The sequence below is a fragment of the Allobosea sp. R86505 genome, from assembly GCF_042466375.1.
Taxonomy (GTDB): domain Bacteria; phylum Pseudomonadota; class Alphaproteobacteria; order Rhizobiales; family Beijerinckiaceae; genus Allobosea.
This window is the reverse complement of sequence record NZ_JAXHPY010000001.1, coordinates 4,518,423-4,538,835: the sequence shown is the minus strand read 5'-3', so window position 1 is coordinate 4,538,835 and position 20,413 is coordinate 4,518,423. Positions and strand designations below refer to the sequence as shown.

General features: G+C 68.5%; 18 protein-coding genes, 1 tRNA gene and 1 pseudogene. 9 read left to right on the top strand and 11 right to left on the bottom strand.

Annotated features, from left to right (window positions below; genetic code table 11):
* The first annotated feature begins 1 nt into the window (after position 1).
* Genes hpsN through SJY11_RS21885 form a run of 3 tightly spaced genes read left to right on the top strand, consistent with a single transcriptional unit; the run spans position 2 to position 3,092 of the window.
* The gene (gene hpsN, locus SJY11_RS21895; protein WP_376988843.1) at positions 2–1,315 is read left to right on the top strand and encodes a sulfopropanediol 3-dehydrogenase; all 1,314 of its coding nucleotides are present in this window, start codon (positions 2–4) and stop codon (positions 1,313–1,315) included.
* 3 nt (positions 1,316–1,318) lie between these two features.
* Positions 1,319–2,089, top strand: coding sequence for an SDR family NAD(P)-dependent oxidoreductase (locus SJY11_RS21890; protein WP_376988842.1), 771 nt, complete (start codon positions 1,319–1,321; stop codon positions 2,087–2,089).
* A gap of 13 nt (positions 2,090–2,102) precedes the next feature.
* A complete protein-coding gene (locus SJY11_RS21885; RefSeq protein WP_376988841.1) occupies positions 2,103–3,092 on the top strand; it encodes a zinc-dependent alcohol dehydrogenase in 990 nt (329 codons plus the stop codon).
* A 160-nt stretch (positions 3,093–3,252) separates the two neighbouring features.
* On the opposite strand, the gene SJY11_RS21880 is transcribed toward SJY11_RS21885, so the two are convergent.
* The 5 genes from SJY11_RS21880 to SJY11_RS21860 form a co-directional block, all read right to left on the bottom strand.
* Positions 3,253–3,327 (bottom strand) — tRNA-Thr (locus SJY11_RS21880).
* A 177-nt stretch (positions 3,328–3,504) separates the two neighbouring features.
* On the bottom strand, positions 3,505–4,215 hold the full coding sequence (pdeM, locus tag SJY11_RS21875) for a ligase-associated DNA damage response endonuclease PdeM (RefSeq protein WP_376988840.1): 711 nt from the start codon (positions 4,213–4,215) through the stop codon (positions 3,505–3,507).
* Complete coding sequence (locus SJY11_RS21870) at positions 4,212–6,710, bottom strand: ligase-associated DNA damage response DEXH box helicase (RefSeq protein ID WP_376988839.1); 2,499 nt, start codon at positions 6,708–6,710, stop codon at positions 4,212–4,214. Before SJY11_RS21870 ends, pdeM begins: the two co-directional genes overlap by 4 nt.
* A 129-nt stretch (positions 6,711–6,839) precedes the next feature.
* On the bottom strand, positions 6,840–7,160 hold the full coding sequence (locus tag SJY11_RS21865; RefSeq protein ID WP_376988838.1) for a 1-deoxy-D-xylulose-5-phosphate synthase: 321 nt from the start codon (positions 7,158–7,160) through the stop codon (positions 6,840–6,842).
* A gap of 522 nt (positions 7,161–7,682) precedes the next feature.
* A complete protein-coding gene (locus SJY11_RS21860; protein WP_376988837.1) occupies positions 7,683–8,642 on the bottom strand; it encodes a class I SAM-dependent DNA methyltransferase in 960 nt (319 codons plus the stop codon).
* A gap of 23 nt (positions 8,643–8,665) precedes the next feature.
* On the opposite strand from SJY11_RS21860, the gene SJY11_RS21855 reads away from it, so the two are divergent.
* A complete protein-coding gene (locus SJY11_RS21855; protein WP_376988836.1) occupies positions 8,666–9,742 on the top strand; it encodes a ligase-associated DNA damage response exonuclease in 1,077 nt (358 codons plus the stop codon).
* A gap of 10 nt (positions 9,743–9,752) precedes the next feature.
* Here the strand turns inward: SJY11_RS21855 and SJY11_RS21850 are convergent, their stop codons facing one another.
* Positions 9,753–10,526, bottom strand: coding sequence for an SGNH/GDSL hydrolase family protein (locus tag SJY11_RS21850; protein ID WP_376988835.1), 774 nt, complete (start codon positions 10,524–10,526; stop codon positions 9,753–9,755).
* Positions 10,527–10,636: 110 nt separating this feature from the next.
* Between SJY11_RS21850 and SJY11_RS21845 the strand changes: the two genes are divergently transcribed.
* The 4 genes from SJY11_RS21845 to SJY11_RS21830 all read left to right on the top strand — a co-directional run bounded on the left by SJY11_RS21845 (position 10,637) and on the right by SJY11_RS21830 (position 14,217).
* A complete protein-coding gene (locus SJY11_RS21845; RefSeq protein ID WP_376988833.1) occupies positions 10,637–12,274 on the top strand; it encodes a cisplatin damage response ATP-dependent DNA ligase in 1,638 nt (545 codons plus the stop codon).
* A 116-nt stretch (positions 12,275–12,390) separates the two neighbouring features.
* Entirely contained in the window at positions 12,391–13,071 is a 681-nt protein-coding gene (locus tag SJY11_RS21840; RefSeq protein ID WP_067996465.1) for a response regulator, read from the top strand.
* Positions 13,072–13,154: 83 nt separating this feature from the next.
* The gene (locus SJY11_RS21835) at positions 13,155–13,424 is read left to right on the top strand and encodes a DUF6460 domain-containing protein (RefSeq protein ID WP_376988832.1); all 270 of its coding nucleotides are present in this window, start codon (positions 13,155–13,157) and stop codon (positions 13,422–13,424) included.
* A 130-nt stretch (positions 13,425–13,554) separates the two neighbouring features.
* On the top strand, positions 13,555–14,217 hold the full coding sequence (locus SJY11_RS21830) for a DUF2306 domain-containing protein (protein ID WP_376988831.1): 663 nt from the start codon (positions 13,555–13,557) through the stop codon (positions 14,215–14,217).
* Positions 14,218–14,480: 263 nt separating this feature from the next.
* On the opposite strand, the pseudogene SJY11_RS21825 reads toward SJY11_RS21830, so the two are convergent.
* The 3 genes and pseudogenes from SJY11_RS21825 to SJY11_RS21815 all read right to left on the bottom strand — a co-directional run.
* Positions 14,481–15,133 (bottom strand): annotated as a pseudogene (locus SJY11_RS21825) (transposase); the annotation flags it as partial.
* Between the two features lie 94 nt (positions 15,134–15,227).
* Positions 15,228–16,316, bottom strand: a complete 1,089-nt coding sequence (locus tag SJY11_RS21820) for a quinone-dependent dihydroorotate dehydrogenase (protein ID WP_376988830.1) — start codon at positions 16,314–16,316, stop codon at positions 15,228–15,230.
* Positions 16,313–16,657, bottom strand: a complete 345-nt coding sequence (locus tag SJY11_RS21815) for a DUF952 domain-containing protein (protein ID WP_376988829.1) — start codon at positions 16,655–16,657, stop codon at positions 16,313–16,315. Before SJY11_RS21815 ends, SJY11_RS21820 begins: the two co-directional genes overlap by 4 nt.
* Before the next feature lie 166 nt (positions 16,658–16,823).
* On the opposite strand from SJY11_RS21815, the gene SJY11_RS21810 reads away from it, so the two are divergent.
* Positions 16,824–17,453 (top strand): S24 family peptidase, encoded by a 630-nt coding sequence (locus SJY11_RS21810; RefSeq protein WP_326908252.1) that lies wholly within the window; start codon positions 16,824–16,826, stop codon positions 17,451–17,453.
* Between the two features lie 15 nt (positions 17,454–17,468).
* Here the strand turns inward: SJY11_RS21810 and SJY11_RS21805 are convergent, their stop codons facing one another.
* Both SJY11_RS21805 and SJY11_RS21800 read right to left on the bottom strand, forming a co-directional pair.
* The gene (locus SJY11_RS21805) at positions 17,469–18,917 is read right to left on the bottom strand and encodes a sensor histidine kinase (RefSeq protein WP_376988828.1); all 1,449 of its coding nucleotides are present in this window, start codon (positions 18,915–18,917) and stop codon (positions 17,469–17,471) included.
* Between the two features lie 23 nt (positions 18,918–18,940).
* Positions 18,941–20,341: a dihydrolipoyl dehydrogenase family protein gene (locus tag SJY11_RS21800; RefSeq protein WP_376988827.1), complete on the bottom strand. Its 1,401-nt coding sequence runs from the start codon at positions 20,339–20,341 to the stop codon at positions 18,941–18,943.
* Positions 20,342–20,413: the final 72 nt, after the last annotated feature.

The window sequence follows — 20,413 nt, the reverse complement described above, 5'->3', positions numbered from 1 at the left end:
CATGGCCATCACCCATCTCAAGACCGCGACCAAGACGCCGGAAACGGAAACCGACACCGCACGCGCGGTTGTGACCGAGATGCTCGCCGCGATCGAGGCCGGGGGCGAGCAGGCGGTGAAGGACTATGCCCTCAAGCTCGACAAATGGGACGGGCCGATCGTCCTCGACCAGGCCGCCATCGCCGAGCGCATCCGCGACGTGCCGCAAAGCGTCAAGGATGACATCAGCTTCGCCGCCGGCCAGGTGCGCCGCTTCGCCGAGGCGCAGCGCGCCTCCTGCCAGGATTTTTCGCTGGAGATTTCGCCCGGCCTGCATCTCGGGCAGAAGCTCGTGCCGGTGAACACGGCCGGCTGCTATGTGCCGACCGGCCGCTATGCCCATATCGCCTCGGCCTACATGTCCGTCGCCACCGCCAAGGCCGCCGGCGTCAAGACCGTCGTCGCCTGCTCCGCCCCGTTCCGTGGGCAGGGCATCCACCCCCATGTGCTCTATGCGCTGACGGTGGCGGGCGCCGATATCATCATGTGCCTGGGCGGTGTCCAGGCGGTCGCGGCCATGACCTTCGGCCTGTTCACCGGCAAGCCGGCCGACATCATCGTCGGCCCCGGCAACAAATTCGTCGCCGAGGCCAAGCGCATGCTGTTCGGCAAGGTCGGGATCGACGTGTTCGCCGGGCCCTCCGAGGTCGCCGTGATCGCCGATGACAGCGCCGATCCGCTGATCGTCGCGACCGATCTCGTCGGCCAGGCCGAGCATGGCCATGAGAGCCCGGCCTGGCTGATCACCTCCTCGCGGCGCATTGCCGACGAGGTCGCCAGGCTGATGCCGGAGCTGATCGCGACCCTGCCGCCCACGGCGCGCGATGCCGCAGGCGCCGCCTGGCGCGACTATGGCGAGATCGTCGTCTGCGACACGCGCGAGGAGATGGTTACGGTGTCGGACGCCTACGCCTGCGAGCATCTCGAGGTGCATTGCAGCGAGCTCGACTGGTGGCATGCCAACCTCAGCAATTACGGCTCGCTGTTCCTGGGCGAGGAAACCAATGTCGCCTTCGGCGACAAGGTCTCGGGCCCCAACCACATCCTCCCGACCAAATTCGCGGCTCGCTACTCGGCGGGTCTGTCAGTCCATAAATTCCTGAAGCCCCTGACATGGCAGCGCATGGACCGCGCCGCCTGCCAGCGCATCGCCCCCGTCTCGGCCCGGATCTCACGGCTGGAGGGCATGGAGGCGCATGCCCGCACCAGCGATGCGCGCATGGTCAAATATGCGCCGGGCTCGAATGTCGATCTCGGCTCAGCCGTCGAGGTCTGAGCGATGTTCAGGCTGACCTCTCTCTTCGACCTGACCGGCAAGACGGCGCTGGTTACCGGCGGCAACAGCGGCATCGGGCTCGCCATGGCCCGCGCGCTGGGGCTGGCGGGCGCGCATCTCGTCATCGTCGCAAGGCGGGAAGACGCGCTGCGCGAGGCGGCCGAGGGGCTGAAGGCGGAAGGCATCGAGGCCGACTTCGTCGCCGCTGACCTCGCCTCGCCGGAGGCGGGCGCCACCCTGGCGGCGGCCTGCGAGCGGCTGGGGCGGACCATCGACATCCTCGTCAATGTCGCCGGGCTCAATCTGCGCCAGCGCTTCATGCAGGTTTCGGCCGAGGGCTTCGACCTGCACATGGCCGTGCATCTGCGCGCGCCCTTCCTGCTGACTCAGGCCTTTGCGCCCGGGATGGCGCAGCGCGGCTATGGCCGCATCGTCAACATCGCCTCGCTGCAGAGCTACCGGGCTTTCCCTGACTGTGCGCCCTATGGCGCGGCGAAGGGCGGCGTCGTGCAGCTGACGCGGGCCATCGCCGAGGAATGGTCGCGCCATGGCGTCACCTGCAACGCGATCGCGCCGGGTTTTTTCCCGACGCCGCTGACCGCCCCCGTCTTCGCCGACCCGGCCCGCGCCGCCAAAAACGCGGCGCAGACCGCCATCGGCCGCAATGGCGAGCTCGACGATCTCGCCGGCGCCACGGTCTTCCTGGCTTCGCCGGCCTCGGCCTATGTCACCGGCCAGACGCTGGCCGTCGATGGCGGTTTCACCGCCAAATGAGGAGGGTCGCCGCATGAAGGCGCTGGTCTATACCGGCCCCAACGGCCTTGTTTTCCGCGATGAGCCGGACCCGGTCCCGCTGGCCGACGAGGTGCTGGTCCGCGTCGAGGCGGTCGGCATCTGCGGCTCGGACATGCATGCCTATCACGGCTTCGATGCGCGCCGCCCGCCGCCGCTGATCCTGGGCCACGAGGCGGCGGGGCGCATCGCGACGGGCCCGCGTGCCGGCGAGCGCGTCACCATCAATCCGCTCGTGGTCGACCCGGCCTGCCCCTATGCGATCGAGGGGCGCTGGCATCTCTCGCCGACGCGGCAGATCATCTCGATGCAACCGAGGCCCGGCGCCTTCGCCGAGCTGGTGCGCATTCCCGAGCGCAACCTGACGCCAATACCCGACGCCATGCCGATCGCCCATGCGGCGCTGGCCGAGCCCGTCGCGGTCTCCTGGCATGCGGTGCGGACCGGAATGCAGCGGCTTCACCAGCCGCTCGCGGCCTGCCGGGTCGTGGTGCTCGGCGGCGGCGCGATCGGGCTCGCCGCCGCCCTGGTCGCGCGGCTGTTCGGCGCCCGCGACCTCGTCATCGGCGAAACCAACCCGCAGCGCCGCGCGACGGTGGAGGCGGAAGGCATCGCGGTCTATCGGCCCGGCGAGGACGAGCCGGACGACAACAGCGCCGATCTCGTCATCGACGCGGTCGGCGCCGATGCGACCCGGGCGGCCGCCTGCCGCATGGCGCGCCCCGGTGGCGTCATTGTCCATGTCGGCCTGCTGCCCGGGCAGGGCGGCCTCGACATCCGCAAGATCACCCTCCAGGAGATCACGCTGGCCGGCGTCTACTGCTACACCCCCGCCGATTTCGGTCAGACCGTCGAGGCCCTGGCACAGGGCCGCCTCGGCGCCCTCGGCTGGACGGAGCACCGCCCGCTCCGTGAGGGCGCCGGGGCCTTCGCCGACATCGACGCCGGCCGCGTCGGCGCCGCCAAGATCATCCTCGAAACCTGAAACGCGGTCGCGACGGTGAGGATGGCGGCAAGGCGGCCGCTAAAAGGGGCGCCGCCCCCGGAGGCGACTCGGCGGCTGTCTGTTGCGGCGCGACTTGTAACGTCAGAAGAGGCGACGGCTCGTCTCCGTCAAATTTCTCAGCCGCATCAAGGAGATGGGCTGGTGCTGCGAGAGAGGATTGAACTCTCGACCTCACCATTACCAATGGTGTGCTCTACCACTGAGCTACCGCAGCAGGATCGTCGGCCAGGGTGTCCTGCGGTCGCCGGGGCGAGGGGCAGGGCGGGCGTCGTTCCGAAGCGGCGTCCTGATGCCACAAGCGCCGGGTGGACGCAACCCACATCGTCGCGGCGCGGCCGAGATGGCTCCGGCCCTGCGCTCGGCCGTCGGCGCGACGCCGGCCCGCCTGTGTTCAATCCGGCAGCAGCAGCCGCGGATCGATGCGGAAGAGCCGGGCGTCACCGAGGAGATGGGCGCTGAAGCCGGCGCCGAGCAGCGGGCGAAAGGCTTCGTCGCGCAGGTTCAGCCCGCCGGCATAGGCGCCCATCGCCGGCATGACGCAGCGCTGCATCGAGAGCGCGAAGCAGCGCCGCCGCAGCGCCCGCCCGCGCATCCTGATCTTGGCGGCCGGATGAAGATGGCCGGCGATCTCGAAGCCCGTCTCCTGCGCATCGGGCTCATGGCGCAGGGTGACGCCGCAAAGATCGACCGTCGCGGCGCTGTCGCCCCCCATCGCCGAGCTGATCTGCGGGTCGTGGTTGCCGGTCACCCAGAGCCAGTCGCGGCCCGCCTGCAGCCGCTGCAGCGTCGCGCGGTTGTTTTCGTCGAGGCGGATTTCCGCGTCCCGGTCATGGAAGCTGTCGCCGAGCGCGATGACGCGGCGCGGTGCATGGCGCGCGATCGCGGCCGACAGCGCGGCCAGCGTCGCCGCCGAATCATAGGGCGGCAGGAAGACGCCGCGCCTTGCGTAGGAGGAGCCTTTTTCGAGATGCAGGTCGGCCACGACGAGCGTGCGCTCGTCGGGCAGCCAGAGCGCGCCCGAATGATCGGGCACGACCACGAGCCGGCCGAGCAGGAAGACTGCCTCGGCAGGTGCCCGGTCGCTCGCCGCCACTGCGTTCACGCCATCGCCTCTTCGGTCAGCATCGCCTCGGCCTCCGCCAGAATCTCGTCGGCCGCCTCGCCATAGACCGCCTCGCGGCCGATCTCGAGCATGACGGAGACGCCCAGCGGCGACACATGATCCAGTGGCTGATGCACGATTCGCCCGCTGATCCGTGTCAGCATCTGGCCCAGCCGCTTGATGTCGAGCAAGCCCGTCGCGGCATCCGCGCGTGCGGCCTTGAGCAGCACATGCTCGGGCTCGTGCCGGCGCAGCACGTCGTAGACCAGGTCGGTCGACATGGTGACCTGCCGGCCGTTCTTCTCCTGGCCGGGAAAACGCCGCTCGATCAGGCCGGCGATCACGGCGCATTGCCGGAAGGTGCGCTTCATCAGCGCCGATTCCGCCAGCCACTCCTCGAGATCGTCGCCCAGCATGTCCTGCGAGAACAGCTCGTCGAGGCTCAAGGCTCCGCGCGCGATCGCGGCGGACATGTCGCCGAGCCCCCAGCAGGCCATGCCGTAGTCGTTGCAGACGAAGCCGAGCGGCCGCATCCGCGCGCGTTCCAGCCGCCGCGTCAGCAGCATGCCGAGCGTCTGGTGCGCCAGCCGCCCCTCGAAGGGATAGGCCACCAGGTAGAACCGCCCGCCGCGCGGGAAGGTCTCGACCAGGAGCTCGCCGGGCTGGGGCAGGCGCGATTTCAGCCGCTGCGCATGCAGCCAGGAGGACACCTCCTCGGGCAGGCTGTCCCACTCCTTCGGGTTGGCGAGCATCGCCCGCACGCGCGCGGCGAGAAAGGTCGAGAGCGGGAACTTGCCGCCATTGTAGGAGGGGATCTTCGGGTCGGTGCCGGGCGCCGCGCGCGAGCAGACCGCCTCATTGCCGGTGATGCCCTCGAAGCGCAGCACCTCGCCAGCGAAGATGAAGGTGTCGCCCGGCGTCATCGTCTCGGCGAAATACTCCTCAACCTCGCCGAGAATCCGGCCGCCGCGGGTCACCCGCGAAGGCTCGCCCGGCTTGCCCGCGCGCCCGCGTCCGAGCCGGACCTTGAGCATCGTCGATTCGACGATGGTGCCGACATTCATGCGGTATTGCTGGATGATCTTGGCGTTGGTGGCGCGCCAATGCCCGGCCTTGTCCTGGCGCAGCTTGGCGAAACGCTCATAGCTCTTCAGAGCGTAGCCGCCGGTCGCGACGAAATGGACGACGGCGTCGAAGTCCGCTCGCTCCAGCCCGCCATAGGGCGAGGCGGTGCAGACCTCCTGGTAAAGCGCGTCAGCCTCGAAGCCGTCCGAGCAGGCGACGCCGAGCACATGCTGGGCCAGCACGTCGAGCGCCCCGATGCGGGCATCCGCCGTGTCCTGCGCGGCCTCGGCCACGGCGTCGAGCGCGGCCCGGCACTCCAGCAGCTCGAACCGGTTGGAGGGAACGAGCAGCGCCTGCGACGGCTCGTCCATGCGGTGGTTGGAGCGGCCGATGCGCTGCATCAGCCGGCTTGCGCCCTTCGGCGCGCCGATATTGACGACGAGGTCGACATCGCCCCAGTCGATGCCGAGATCGAGCGTCGCGGTGCAGACCACCGCCTTCAGCCGGCCCTCGGCCATCGCTGCCTCGACCTTGCGGCGCTGCGTGGCGTCGAGCGAGCCGTGATGCAGCGCGATCGGCAGGTTGTCGTCATTGATGGTCCACAGCGCCTGGAAGGCGAATTCGGCCTGCATCCGGGTGTTGACGAAGACCAGCGTCAGCTTGTGCGCCTTGATGGCCGCGTAGATCGCCCCCATCGCATGGCCGGTGGTGTGGCCGGCCAGCGGCAGGCGGGTCGGCGTCTGCAGGATGCCGATGCGCGCCGCCGCCCCGCCCTTCACGGTGACGAGGCCGGCCGGCGTCTCGCTGCCGCCGAGGAAGCGCTGCAGATCGGCCGGCTCGCGCACCGTCGCCGAGAGCCCGACTGCGCTGACCTGCGGGGCGAGGCTGCGCAGCCGCGCCAGATCGAGCGACAGCAGGTCGCCGCGCTTGGAGGTGACCAGCGCATGCAGCTCGTCCAGCACGATCCGGCGCAGGCTGGCGAAGAAGGGGGCGGCGTCGCGATGCGAGACCAGCAGCGCGAGCTGCTCGGGCGTCGTCAGCAGGATGTCGGGGGGCGTGCGGAGCTGGCGCGTGCGCTTGGCGGCCGAGGTGTCGCCGGTGCGGGTCTCGACCGTGATGGGCAATCCCATCTCGCGGATCGGCGCCTCGAGATTGCGCGCGATGTCGACGGCGAGCGCCTTCAGCGGCGAGATGTAGAGCGTGTGCAGCCCCTCGCGTTTCGCTTTGGGCACGGCCTGGCGCTGCGACAGCTCGACCAGCGAGGGCAGGAAGCCGGCGAGCGTCTTGCCGGCCCCGGTCGGCGCCACCAGCAGCGTCGAGCGGCCGGCCCGGGCTTCCTCCAGCAAAGCGAGCTGGTGTGGTCGCGCGCTCCAGCCGCGGCTGGCGAACCAGTCCGTGAAAGCGGGCGGAAGAGCGGGGAGGGTGGCCATGCCGGCCGAAGATAGGGGGCGGTGAGGGAGAACGAAAGGGGAATAAGGCGGGTGGGGCCGCTATGGGCCGTGAAGTCGCGAGCGGTATCGCCGGGGGACGTCGAGATGGTCGCGCCCGACCCTTTGCCGTCATTCCCGTGTCGGCAGAGCCCGGATATCTCGCCAGTACTCCTCCGCAACGTCTGCATCGATCTCAACTGGCATCGTGCTGCCGGGATAGAGCCGATCGGCACCGTCTTTGCGAGGCCCAGAGATCCAATAGTGTTCTCCGGTTTCGGCCTCGAAGTAATTGGCCTTGAAGCCCCGCCCGCCTAGCCGCTGGAATTCTTTCTCGCCGTAGCGCAGCGATTGCCCCGACTTGGACAGGGTTACCCGGCCAATCCGCGCGGGCCCATTCAGCCCCTCGGACTTGTTTTCGATATACATAATGCGGGTTTTTCTGACGCTCATGGCGAATCAGTATCGCAACAAATCCTCAATGCGTGCTTTCGACCCGGAGCAGACATTAGCAGCGCGGCAAGCTTTAGGCGATCATCTGAGATGCGCGTAGCTGCAATCTCGGATTTTCAGCCTGAGCAGCGGAGAGCCACTTGAGATTTGGCATCAATCTTCGCGGCGACCTCGCGAAACTCCAGAATGATGAACTCGCTTCTCATTTCGAGAAGTGCGTCACCTACCGGGGATGGCTCGAGTCGCACGCAGGCGACCGGGCAAACCGTTGGCTTTACAAGACCGGGCTCGCGATGCCCTTTGGCAGAGGCCCTTTGCATGCCCGCATCTGCTATCGGATTATGGGCCTAGTTTATGGAGGCTCTTGGAACGGTTTGAACGGTCGCTCTTTGGGTGACCTTTTCGTCCTAGATTGCGAAATCAAGGACGTTGTGGACGAAATGAAGCGCCGTGGGCATACCGCTCAACGGCACCACACGAGCCGCTGAGCAACGCCCGCTTCCGACCCGTAGCGGTACCTCCTCACCGCTTCTCCGCCACCACCAGCAGGCCGGGCACGGCCACGCCGCGATCCTGCCGTGTGCTGACGGCCTCGGTCGCCAGGACGGTGAAGCCGGCCGCCTCGAGCCGCAGCCGCAGCCAGGTCTCCGCATGCGCGAACCGCCGATCCGCCCCGACGACGACGCCCTCGCCCTCATGGCTCTGCACGGTGAAGGCGAACAGGCCGCCGCGACTCAGGACGCGCGCGCTCTGGGCGAAGGCGGGCGCGAGTTCGCCGAGATAGACGAAGACATCCGCCGCGAGCACCAGATCGGCGCCGGCATCCGGCCGGCTGGCCAGGAAGGCGGTCAGGCCGGCCACAGCGAGCTTGTCGTAGAGCGGCGAGCCATCGGGCAGGGTCTTGGCCCGCGCCCGCTCGATCATGCGCGGCGAGACATCGCAACCTGCGAGAAAACCGCAGGCGCCGCGGATCGCCTCGCCCATCAGCCCTGTGCCGCAGCCGAGGTCGAACACGGTCTCGAACCGGAAGGCGCGTCCGGCGTTCTCACAGAGCCGTGCCAGCGTGGCCTTGATCAGCTCCGGAGCATTGTAGTGCAGCGCCTGCGTCAGATGGCTGTCGAAGCGCTCGGCATAGCCGTCGAAGAGCGTGCCGGAAAAGTTCTCCGAGGTCGCGTCTTCCGCCGGCATGGCGCCGATGCGGGCGAGATCGAGCCGGGCGCCGAAATGGTCGTTGGGGTCGAGCGTCAGGCATTGCCGCCAGGCGGTCGCTGCCTCTTCCTTGTGGCCCAGCGCCTCCTGCGCGAGGCCGTAGAGATGCCAGGCAGCGGTGAAGTGGTAGGCTTGCGCCAGGGTCTGGTCGAGGATCTCGACGCAGGCCTGCGCGTCTCCCTCCTTGAAGGCGGCTTCGGCCCAGCCATAGCGGCGGTCCAGCGTCGGATCGCCGGAACTGGCGGAATGCGCGGTCGGGGCCTTTTCGATCATGCGCGCGGGTCTATCTGAGGAGTATGACGCTGGCCAGACGCAACGCGCCGGGGACGATGCGCCCCTCCGATCTGCTGATCCCGACGCCGGCCGGCCTCTGGTGCCCTCCGGCTGATGTGTACATCGACCCGGTGCGGCCGGTGGCGCGGGCGCTGATCACGCATGGCCATTCCGACCATGCCCGCGCCGGGCACGGCGCCGTGCTGGCGACGCGCGAGACGCTCGCGATCATGGCGCTGCGCTATGGCGAGGGCTTCACCGGCCAGCGGCAGGAGGCCGTGCCGGGCGAGACGGTGCGGATCGGGGCGGTGGACTTCACCTTCGTGCCGGCCGGGCATGTGCTCGGATCGGCCCAGATTGTCGTCGAGTCCGGTGGCCTGCGCATCGTCGCCTCGGGCGACTACAAGCGCGAGCGGGACCCGACCTGCGCCGGTTTCGAGCCCGTGCCCTGCGACATCTTCATCACCGAGGCGACCTTCGGCCTGCCGGTCTTCCGCCACCCGCCCGCCCATGCCGAGGTCGGCAAGCTCCTCGAATCGGTCCGGGTCTTTCCCGAGCGGACGCATATCGTCGGTGCCTATTCGCTGGGGAAGGCCCAGCGCGTCATGGCCCTGATCCGCGAGGCCGGTTACGACCGCCCGCTCTATCTCCATGGCGCCATGGAGAAGCTGACCGAGTTCTACCTGTCGGAGGGCGCGCAGCTGGGCGAGGTCCGCAAGGTCGTCGCCGCCGAGCGCAAGACGCTGGGCGGCGAGATCGTCATCTGCCCGCCGAGCGCGATCCAGGACCTCTGGGCCCGCAAATTCCCCGACCCCGTCACGAGCTTCGCCTCCGGCTGGATGCGCATCCGCGCCCGCGCCCGCCAGAAGGGCGTCGAACTGCCCCTGATCATCTCCGATCATGCCGATTGGGACGACCTCCAGGCCACCATCCGCGAAACCGGTGCGGGAGAGATCTGGGTCACCCATGGCGAGGCTGACGCGCTCGTCCACTGGTGCACGAGCGTGGGCCTGCGCGCCAAGCCGCTGCATCTGGTCGGTTATGGCGACGAGGGCGAGGCGGATGCCGTCACGGAGGGCACTGATGCGGTCGCCGTCTGAGGCCGGGAGCCTATTTCGTCTGCGCGACGACAGGTCGGCCCGACGCCGTGAGCGAAACCAGCCCCGCCGCCATGTCGCGGGCGAGGCAGTCATAGCCCGCATCGCTCATATGGAAGCTGTCCGCCGCGAGCGCGGCCCGGAAGGCCTGGGCGTCGGCGTCGTGCCACTCCCGCATCGTCTCGTAGCGGGTGAAGACGGGGACGTTCTCGCCCTTCGCCACCTCGGCGATGGCCTCGACATAGCTCTGGTAGCGCGCCGGTTCGCGGATGCCGGGGAAATACTGCGGGTTGAGCAGAGCGAGGCTGACGCCGGCCTGCTTCACCACGGCGATGCCTTCGGCGATCATCGCCCGGAACGCCGCCATCTCGCCGCCGCGCACGGCATCGTTCGTGCCGACCTGCCAGATCACGAGGTCGTAGCGGCGCTCGGCCAGCACCGTCTTCAGGCGCGCCAGCGTCTCGGGGGCGATCTCGCCGCCGATGCCGGCATTGGCGATGGTGACCCGCACGCGCGGCCAGGCCGTCGAGAGCAGGGTCTGCAGGCGCGACGGATAGCTCCTGTCGCGCGTCGTGGCGCCGACACCCTCGGTCGAGGAGGAGCCAATGGCGAGAATTTCAAGCTTGCCGCCGGCGGCGATGCGCGGCGCGAGCGCGGCGAGCTTCTGGTTCGGCGCGACGATCGGCGTTTCGCGGCAGGTGAAGGACCCGGCCTGGGCGGCGCCCGACAGCGCCGTCGCCATGGCGATGGCGAGACCCGTGATCCGGATGGCGGCACGCATGGTCATCACTTTCCCCCGAGCGCAGGCCAGCCTGATGCTGCGTTCATGAACGGAAACTGAATGATGCGAAGGGATCGGCGCATTCGTAAACGGGCGCGGCATGGGGAGCCCCGCTCATGAACCGCTTCGCCTGGCTTCTCGACCGGCTGGCCTATGAGCCGCGCCGCAACGCCAAGCTCGCGCTGATCGCGGATTATCTGCGCAGCACGCCCGATCCCGACCGCGGCCTCGCCCTGGCGGCCATGACCGGCGGGCTGGTCTTCCCGAACGCCAAGGCCGGCCTCGTGCGGGCCCTGATCGCCGAGCGGACCGACCCGGTGCTGTTCGCCCTCTCCTATGACTATGTCGGCGATCTCTCGGAGACGGTCGCACTGATGTGGCCGGCGCGTCGGGGGGCGAACGACGTGCCGCATCTGCCGGATGTCGTCGAGGGCCTGCGCAGCGTCGGCAAGACGGAATTGCCGCGCCTCGTCGCCTCCTGGCTCGACGCGCTCGACGAGACCGGCCGCTGGGCACTTTTAAAGCTGATCACCGGCTCGCTGCGCATCGGCGTCTCCGCGCGCCTCGCCAAGACGGCCGCCGCCAGCCTCGGCGGCATCCCGGCCGACGAGGTCGAGCAGGTCTGGCACGGGCTGGAGCCGCCCTATGCCACGCTCTTCGCCTGGCTGGAGGGCAGGGGGCCGCGGCCCGAGGCCACCGATCCCGCGCCCTTCCGCCCCGTGATGCTGTCGCACCCGATCGAGGACGGCGATTTCGAGAAGATGAATCCGGCCGAATTCCAGGCCGAGTGGAAATGGGACGGCATCCGCGTCCAGGCCGTCACCGGCACGCGGCCGAATGGCGAGCGCGTCACGCGGCTGTTCTCGCGCACCGGCGAGGACATCGCCGCCGCCTTCCCGGACGTGGTCGAGGCACTGACGCAGGACGGAGCGCTCGATGGCGAACTGCTGGTGCGGCGCGAGGCGGCGGTCCAGAGTTTCAACAGCCTGCAGCAGCGGCTCAACCGCAAGAGCGTCACCGCGAAGATGCTGCTCGAGCATCCCGCGCATATCCGTGCCTATGACCTGCTGGTCGATGGTGCCGACGATCTGCGCGAGCTGCCGCTCTCGGCCCGCCGCGGGCGGCTCGAGGCTTTCGTGGCCCGCCTCGCCAGCCCGATCGTCGATCTCTCCCCGCCCATCTCATTCCGCGACTGGGAAGAACTGGCCGCCGCGCGGGCAGACCCTGCGACAGCGGGCGCCGGCGCCGATGCGGAAGCCGTCGAGGGCTGCATGATCAAGCGCCTCGACTCGCCCTATCTGCCGGGCCGCCCCAAGGGCCATTGGTGGAAATGGAAGCGCGAGGCCAGGCTCGTCGACTGCGTGCTGATGTATGCGCAGCGCGGCCACGGCAAGCGATCCTCCTTCTATTCCGACTTCACCTTCGGCGTCTGGCGCCTCAGTGAGGGCGGGGCGGACGAACTGGTGCCGGTCGGCAAGGCCTATTTCGGTTTCACCGACGAGGAACTGGTGGAACTCGACCGCCATGTCCGCAAGCATACGCTCAACCGGTTCGGTCCGGTCCGCGAGGTCACGCATACGGGCGACAGCGGCCTCGTCTTCGAGGTGGCTTTCGAAGGGCTGCAGCGCTCGACGCGTCACAAGTCCGGCGTCGCCATGCGCTTTCCCCGCATCAGCCGCATCCGCTGGGACAAGCCGCCGCGGGACGCTGATCGGATCGAGGCGTTGGAGGCGTTGCTGCCGTCGAATGGCTGATTGCGCGCCGTGGCTGGATGGTTCACAGCCTGCCGGGTCGGCGGCCGCCCGCGCCGATGGCTTGAACCGGTGTCCGATTGAGGCACAATGCGGGCCGGGCATGAGGATGGGATCCCATGAAACGACAGCCGTCGACACGGATCGTCATCGCGGATGATCATCCGCTCTTTCGCGGCGCCCTGCGCCAGGCCGTCTCCACCGCGCTCGAAGGCGCCGATGTCAGCGAGGTCGGCTCGCTGGAGGCGCTGACCGAGGCGCTCGACAGCGGCGGCGACGCCGATCTCGTCCTGCTCGATCTCACCATGCCGGGCGTTCAGGGCTTCTCCGGCCTGCTGTTCCTGCGCGCCGACCACCCCGAGATCCCGGTCATCGTGGTCTCCGCCAATGACGACCCGGCCGTGATCCGCCGCTGCATCGAGTTCGGCGCGCTCGGCTTCCTGCCCAAGACGGCCGATGTCGAGCAGATGGGAGAGGCGATCCGGGCCGTGCTCGACGGCGGCGTCTGGACGCCCCCGGGCGTCGATCTGACAGCGCCCGTCGATGCCGAGACGGCGACCATGGTGCGCAACCTCTCGACACTGACGCCGCAGCAGGTGCGCGTGCTGATGATGCTGTCGGAGGGGCTCCTCAACAAGCAGATCGCCTATGAGCTCGGCGTCTCCGAAGCGACGGTGAAGGCCCATGTCTCGGCGATCCTGACCAAGCTCGACGTCGACAGCCGCACCCAGGCCGTCATCGCCGCCGCCAAGATCGCCGGCACCGCCTGGGCCACGGCCGGGGCCTCCGCGACCTCCTGACCCGCGAGCGGGTTGACAGCCCGTTCAGCCGGGGTTCAACCATCCGGGCGCCTGATGGGCGCGGATCGGGGACTTGCTTGACCATGGCCAATGGCAGGATCGAACGCTTTCTCGGCGGCTCGCCGCTCGGCGTGCTCGTGCGGCTGCTCTTCATCTCGCTGCTGGTCGGCGCGGCGATGGCGTTTCTCGGCCTCTCGCCACGCGCGCTGTTCGAGGCCGCGGTGCGATTCGTGCGCTCTCTCGGTGATCTCGGCTTCGGGGCCCTGAGCGAGGTCGGCCAGTGGATCATTGGCGGCGCGCTCCTCGTCGTGCCGCTCTGGCTGCTGTCGCGCCTCTTCGCCGCGCGCCGCTGACGGCCGCGGCTTCATCCCGACAATCGCCGCGGCGTCCGCAAAGAGCGGCGCTAGATCTAAACTCGCACCACCCGAGGCCGCGAGGCCGCACTGAGTTTGGTCGCGACGCCTTTATAAAGATAGATTTCTCATGATACGTTTGCAAAAAATCGAATGGGCCGTTTTGGGCCTTATCTTAGTCTATTCGTTCATTCCTGCCTTTGGCGGTTTGACCCGTGTTCTGGAACTTGCAGGCGGGCCACAAATTTCACCCGTGAACCCGCGGGCTTTGCTTGCCCCAACACCCATCATCCTTCACATCCTAAGCAGCTTTCTGTTCTGTATCGTTGGGGCGCTTCAGTTCTTGCCAAGCATCCGTCAGAAGAATGCGACCGGGCATCGCATGATCGGGCGCGTGATCGCAGTGGCTGGATGCGCTTCTGCGGTCAGCGGTTTGTGGATGACGCATTTCTATGTCTTTTCCGAAGCGTTGCAAGGTCCGGCCCTTTATTGGGTGCGGATTGTCTTGGGAACTGCAATGATCGGGCTCATCGTCTGGGCCGTGGTCGCAATCAGAGCCCGAGACATCTTTCAACATAGCACGTCAATGCTGCGGGCCTATGCTATTGGCCAAGGCGCATCTACCCAGGCCGTCGTCGGCATCGCCTGGATCATCATGGTCGGCTCCGAGGTGATGGGACCGCTGCGCGATGGGCTGATGATCTTTGCTTGGATTCTTAATCTCCTGGTCGCGGAAATCTTGATCCGTTCCATGCTCCGGCCAGCGAAACGACTGCGGGGTAGTTCGTCATAATCTGCAGTGCCGCCCACAACACAACGAAGGGAAACTTGAAATGACATATGAACCGACATTCCCCAAGTGGCGTGCCATTTGACGCAAAGTTGGCCTGATTGTGCCAGTCGAACAAGCGTTTTTCTCCCTGAGCGGCGCCTGTGGTCGCGCAAACGCCTGGAACTGGGCGGATCGGCTCGCGAACCCGCGTCATCCGTGCCCGGCAGCGACGTTCTTCAGCGCGGCCGACAGACCTGTCGTGCCGCTTTCGTTCAGTTTGGGTCCGGATCGAGGACATCCCGCCAGCCGTCATCGCTATGGACGTTGCCATCGCGCAGGGCGCAGCGTTCCAGCATGCCGAACTGGTTGAGCAGGAAGTTGGGGTGGTAGCAGGTGCAGTCGAAGTGCCCGTTCCACGCAGCACCTTCCTGATCGCCATGGGTGGGGCTGACCGAGCTGTCCATGTCCAGCACGATGAAATTCAGCCCATTGCAGTCATGAAACCGGTCGATCCATTGCCCGTTCAAGTTGGCTAGCGCCGCCCGGTTCGCTGCCAAGGCCAGCGTCTTGGTCTCAAACTGCCCCATCTGCGAGGCCGAAGCTGCTTGCGCATCGACAGCCCGGCCGCCCACAACCTGGCGCATAACTGATCGCAGGCGAGACGGTCGGCGTCGTTGAAATCCTCGTATCCGGCCAGTCGCCCGAACACCGATTGCCGGAAAAGCCCGTCGAGCCGGTGGACGGTGTTCTTGCCCCGGCGGTTGTCGGACAGTGCAGCTGAAGCCAGATCGGACAGCCCGAGCGCATCATCCAGCTCGCGCATTACCAGAAGGCCACCGTCGGAACTGAGCTGCGTGCCGCGAAATTCCTGCCGTACGCGAGGGTCGAAGTCCACCCGATCTGCCCGCTGCAAGCCCGCACCCTCCGGGTGATCCATAAAACAAGCCCTTCGCGGCCATCAACACCATGATTTATCAAGGAAGTATCATGATCATGACAGCGAAATCAGCGGGTTGCTTGGGGAATGCGGGCTAAAGCCCCTTGCCGGCCGCGATGGCGGCTGCATCGCGTCCGACCAGCGCGGCGAGCTTCGGAAGCCCGGCGCGGCGCACCTCTCCGGCGAGGCCGGCCTTGACCGTCTTCACCAGTCCGGGCCCCTGGAAGACCATCGCCGAATAGAACTGCACGAGATCGGCGCCGGCACGGATCTTGGCGAAGGCGGTTTCAGCCGAATCGATGCCGCCGACGCCGACCAGGGGGAACTGTCGTTCGACCCGCAGGAAGGCCTCGGCGAGCAGGCGCGTCGAGGTCTCGAAGAGCGGCTTGCCGGAGAGCCCGCCGGTCTCCGTCTTCGCCGGGCTGCGCAGGCTGGCCGGGCGGGCGATGGTGGTGTTGGAAACGATGAGCCCGTCGATGTGGCGGCGCCGCGCGACCGCGATCATGCCGTCGAGTTCCGGCAGGGTGAGGTCGGGTGCGATCTTCAAGAGCATCGGCGTCGGTCGCCCGCCCGCCGCCGCCTCGTCGCGCGCCTCGATCGCCCGGGCGATCAGGTCGTCCAGCGCGGCTTCCGCCTGCAGGTCGCGCAGGCCGGGCGTATTGGGCGACGAGACATTGATGGTGACGAAGTCGGTGAGCGGCGCGAGCCTGCGCGTCAGCACCGCATAATCCGCCGCGCGGTCGGCGGAGTCCTTGTTGGCACCGAGATTGACGCCGACGATACCGCCCCGCGCCCGCCGGGCCGCCAGCCGCTGCGCCACGGCCTCCATGCCGTCGCTGTTGAGACCGTAGCGGTTGATAACCGCGGCGTCCTCGACCAAGCGAAAGACCCGCGGCTTCGGATTGCCGGGCTGGGGCAGCGGCGTGACGCCACCGACCTCGACGAAGCCGAAGCCCAGGCCGAGCGCCCCGTCCACCGCCTCGGCATGCTTGTCGAAGCCCGCCGCGAGACCGACCGGATTGGAGAAGGACAGCCCGAAGGCTTCGGTGGCCAGCACCGGGTCATCCGGAGCCGGCCGCAGCGAGGGCGCGGCCGCTAGCGCCGCGACCGTCAGCCGATGCGCGGTCTCGGCATCCATCTTGTGGATCAGCGGCCGGGCGAGGTTGAACAGGGAGCCGATCACGCGACGTCCTCCGGAATGAGGTGGGCGCCATCGGGCCCCTGGGCGAGCGGCGCCACCCAGCGCACGTCCCGCGTTCCGAGCGGCGCGTAGAGATGCGGAAACAGGTCGCCGCCCCGCGAGGGCTCGTAGCGCAGCGCCGCGCCGAGCTTGTCATCCTCGACCGCGATCAGGAGCAGATCCCGCTGGCCGGCGAAATGCTTCGCCACGGTCTCGCGGAGCTGGGCGCCGGTGGAGAAGTGGATAAAGCCGTCGCTGAGATCGATGGCGGCACCGTCGAAGCGGCCTGCGGCTTCAGCCTCGCGCCACAGGCTGTCGGGGCAGATCTTGTAGATGAGCGGCACGGGCGACCTCGGCGGATGGGGGCTGCGGGACGGCTTAGCGGCTGTCAGGAGGCTTCGCCAATTTTTATCGTCGCCTGCCGCAAAATCAGATTGAAGTCTCATTGAATAGGGGATATTTCCTATGGTTATCCCCGGTTGACGGCAACATCCCTGCGAGGCGCGCGCGGTGCTCTCCCACGATCAGATCTGGACCGCGATCGACGCGCTCGCCCAGCGCTATGGCTTCACCGCCTCGGGTCTAGCCCGCAAGGCCGGCCTCGACGCCACGACCTTCAACCGCTCCAAGCGCATCGGGCCCGACGGGCGCGAGCGCTGGCCCTCGACCGAATCGATCGCCAAGATCCTGGCCGCCACGGGCGCCTCGCTCGAGGAGTTCATGAGCGTGGTGATGCGGCGCGGCGCGGCGCCCTCGCGCACGATCCCCCTGATCGGCTTCGCCCAGGCGGGCTCCGGCGGTTTCTTCGACGATGGCGGCTTTCCGGTCGGAACGGGCTGGGAGGAGGTCGCCTTCCCGGGCGTCGCCGACGAGAAGGCCTATGCGCTGGAGATCTCCGGCGATTCGATGCTGCCGCTCTACCGCGACGGCGACACCATCATCGTCTCGCCGACGGCGACCGTGCGCCGCGGCGACCGCGTCGTCGTCAAGACCGTCGAGGGCGAGGTCCTCGCCAAGCAGCTCAAGCGCCAGACCGCGAAGACCGTCGAGCTCGCCTCGCTCAACCCCGAGCATGGCGACCGCGTGCTGGCCCTTGCGGAGATTGCCTTCATGGCGCGGGTGATCTGGGCGAGCCAGTAGTTCGGGCTGGGTCTCTCAGGCGCTGGCCGATCGAGGCGCCGGCAGCGTCACCCTGAACACCGCTCCGGTCTCCGACGGCTCCAGCGTGATCGTGCCGCCATGCAGCCGCACGAGTTCCGCCGCGATCGCCAGCCCGAGGCCTGTTCCCCCCGGCGTCACCGAGCCGCGGAAGGCCTGGAACAGGTTGGCCCGAGCCCGCTCGGGCACGCCCGGGCCGTTATCGGCGACGCGCAGGACGACCGAGCCGTTGTCGCGCTCGGCCCGCACGGCCAGCATCGGCCTCAGCCCGGCCTCCGCGCCGGCCTGCGTCAGGGCCTGAACCGAATTGCGCATCAGGTTGAGCAGGACGCGCGCCATCTGGTCGGGGTCGCAGGGGGCCACCAGATCGCTCGGGACCTCGTTGGCGAAGCTGACCAGCGCCGCCTCGGCGAGGCCCAGCATCTCGGCCTGCTCGGCCACGAGCTGGCGCAGGGCCACGTCCTTCAGCACGGGAGTCGCCTCGGCGGCCCGGCCATAGGCCAGCGTCGCCTGGCAGAAGTCGATCGCGCGCCCGAGCGTCGCGATCAGCCGCGGCGCGAAACGCTTGATCTTGGCGTCGCGGGTCTCGGTCAGCCGGTCCGACATGAGCTGGGCGGCAGCCAGCATGTTGCGCAGGTCATGATTGATCTTGCTGACCGCGAGGCCGAGTTCGGCCAAGTGCTTCTTGGTCCGCAACTCGCCCGCCAGAGTCATCTGCATCCGCGCCAGCGCGCGCTGCGCCTCGCCGATCTCGTCGGCCCGCTGCGTCGGCTCGATGATCCGGTGCGGATTCTCCGGGTCGATCTCGAATTCCATGACATTGGCGGCGAGCTGGCGGATCGGGCCGACGATCATCCAGTTGAGCGCGAGATAGACGGCGACCGCCGTCAGCCCCGAGATGATCAGCGAGATCACCAGCAGATTGCCCGAGAATTTCAGCAGCGCGTGCCGCAGCGGCGCTTCGTCGATGACGATCTCGACGAAATCGGCCCCGCCGACCGCTTCGCCGATGACGCGGATCGGCATCTGCGCCGGCGGCATGACGAGCGTTTCCAGCGCGTCTCCGATTGCCTCGGCCCAGCCCATGCTGCGCAGGTCGACCGTACGGGAGACCGCTGCGGGCGGCATCGAATCGAGACTGAGCAGCCGCCTCGCCCCGCCGACGCGCGCCGCGATCGCGCGGGCGCCGACGCCCATCAGAAGGCGGTTCTCGCTGCCCTCAGGCAGGCCGTCCTGCGGCGCCCCCTCCAGCACCAGCACGGCGATCTGCGCCGCCGCGAGCCGATCATTGAGCCAGTTGCGCCGGAAATTGGCGACGGAGGGCAGATAGATCAGCACCTCCGCCAGCATGACGAACAGCACCGTCAGAACGAGCAGCTTGGCCGACAGGCCGAGCCGCGTCAGCCCGCGCGGCAGGCTGATCGAGATCTGTTCCCTGTCGGGCATCTGAGGCTGCATCGTCGCCAAGCCTACCCGAAACGGCGCAGGATGCCGATGATGCGGCGCAGCAGCGGCTTGGTGGCGAGGGGCACCAGGAAGGAGGCCGCGGCGCGCTTCGAGACCTCCGACAGCGATGGCCAGGGCGCCAGAAGCTCCGCCAGTTCGGCGGCGCTCATCTCGCGCTTCAGCGCCAGACCGAGGGTCGCGATCAGCTCGTCCGCCTGTGCGCCGACGATGCTGGCGCCCAGGAGCCTGCCCTTCGCGTCGGTGACGAGCTTCACGAAGCCGTCGGTCGTCCGCTTCGCCTGGGCCCGCGTGCTCTCTGAATAAGGCCAGCGCAGGATGCGGACCGCTCCCTGCTTGAGGGCGTCCGCCTCCGACAGGCCGACCCGGGCGATCGCCGGAAAGCTGCGCGTCGCCTGCGGTGCAGCGAGGGGGGCGAAGGCGCCGGGCTGCCGGAACAGGGCGTTGCGCAGCACCAGCCGGGCCTGCTCCTCGGCGACATGACCGCCTCTGACCGAGCCGGGCGCGCCACCGGCACAGTCGCCGATCGCATAGACGCGGCGATTCGTGCAGCGCAGGCCGCGATCGACCTGGATTCCCTCCGGCCCGCGGCGGATGCCGGCAAGTTCGAGGTCGAGCCCGTCGATGGCGGGCTCGGCGGGACCGGCCAGCAGGAGATGCGTGCCCTCGATCGTCCGTTCCGAGCCGGCGGCACCATCGCCGATCACCAGCCGCATACCGCCCTTCATCCGCTCCACGCGCTCGATCGTCGTGTGCTCGTGCAGCGCTACCCCTTCGCGCAGGAGGGTCCGGCGCAGGATGGCGACCGCCTCCGGATCCTCGCGCCGCAGCAGATCGCCATCGTCCACCAGGGCCACATGGCTGCCGAGGCGCCGCATCGCCTGCGCGATTGCGACGCCCGTAGTCTGGCCGCCGAGAACGATCAGCCGCTCCGGCCGGCGCGTCAGGGAGGCCAGATCCGCTACCGAGAGATGCGGGAGGCCGTCGAGGCCGGGAAGGGTCGGCACGACCGTGCGGGCGCCGGTGGCGATGACGAAGCGCCTCGCTTTGATCGCCTGGTCTCCCACCATCACCGTGCTTCGGCTGACGAAGCGCGCGTCCCCCCGGAGCACGGTCGCGCCCAGCGCGGTCAGGCGCTCGGCGGAGACGTTGGGCGTCTGTGCCGCCAGCACGCGCTGGATGTGGTCATGCAGCTGCGCGTCGTCGATTTCCGGCTCCGCCGCGACGATGCCGAACCGCCGTGCCTCGCGGACGGCCTGCGCCCGTGCTCCGGCGGCCGCCAGCGCCTCGATGACGGCGTCGCCGACATCGCCGCCCATCCGGTCGCGCTCGACGACGACGATGGCGACGCCGAAGGCCGCGGCGGCGGTCGCGAAGGCGAGCCCGCCGGTTCCCGCGCCGATCACGCAGAGGTCCGGAGTCAGGGGGGGCAACGGGGCGGAAGACGTCGCGGGATCGCTCACGCCGACACCCCAAGG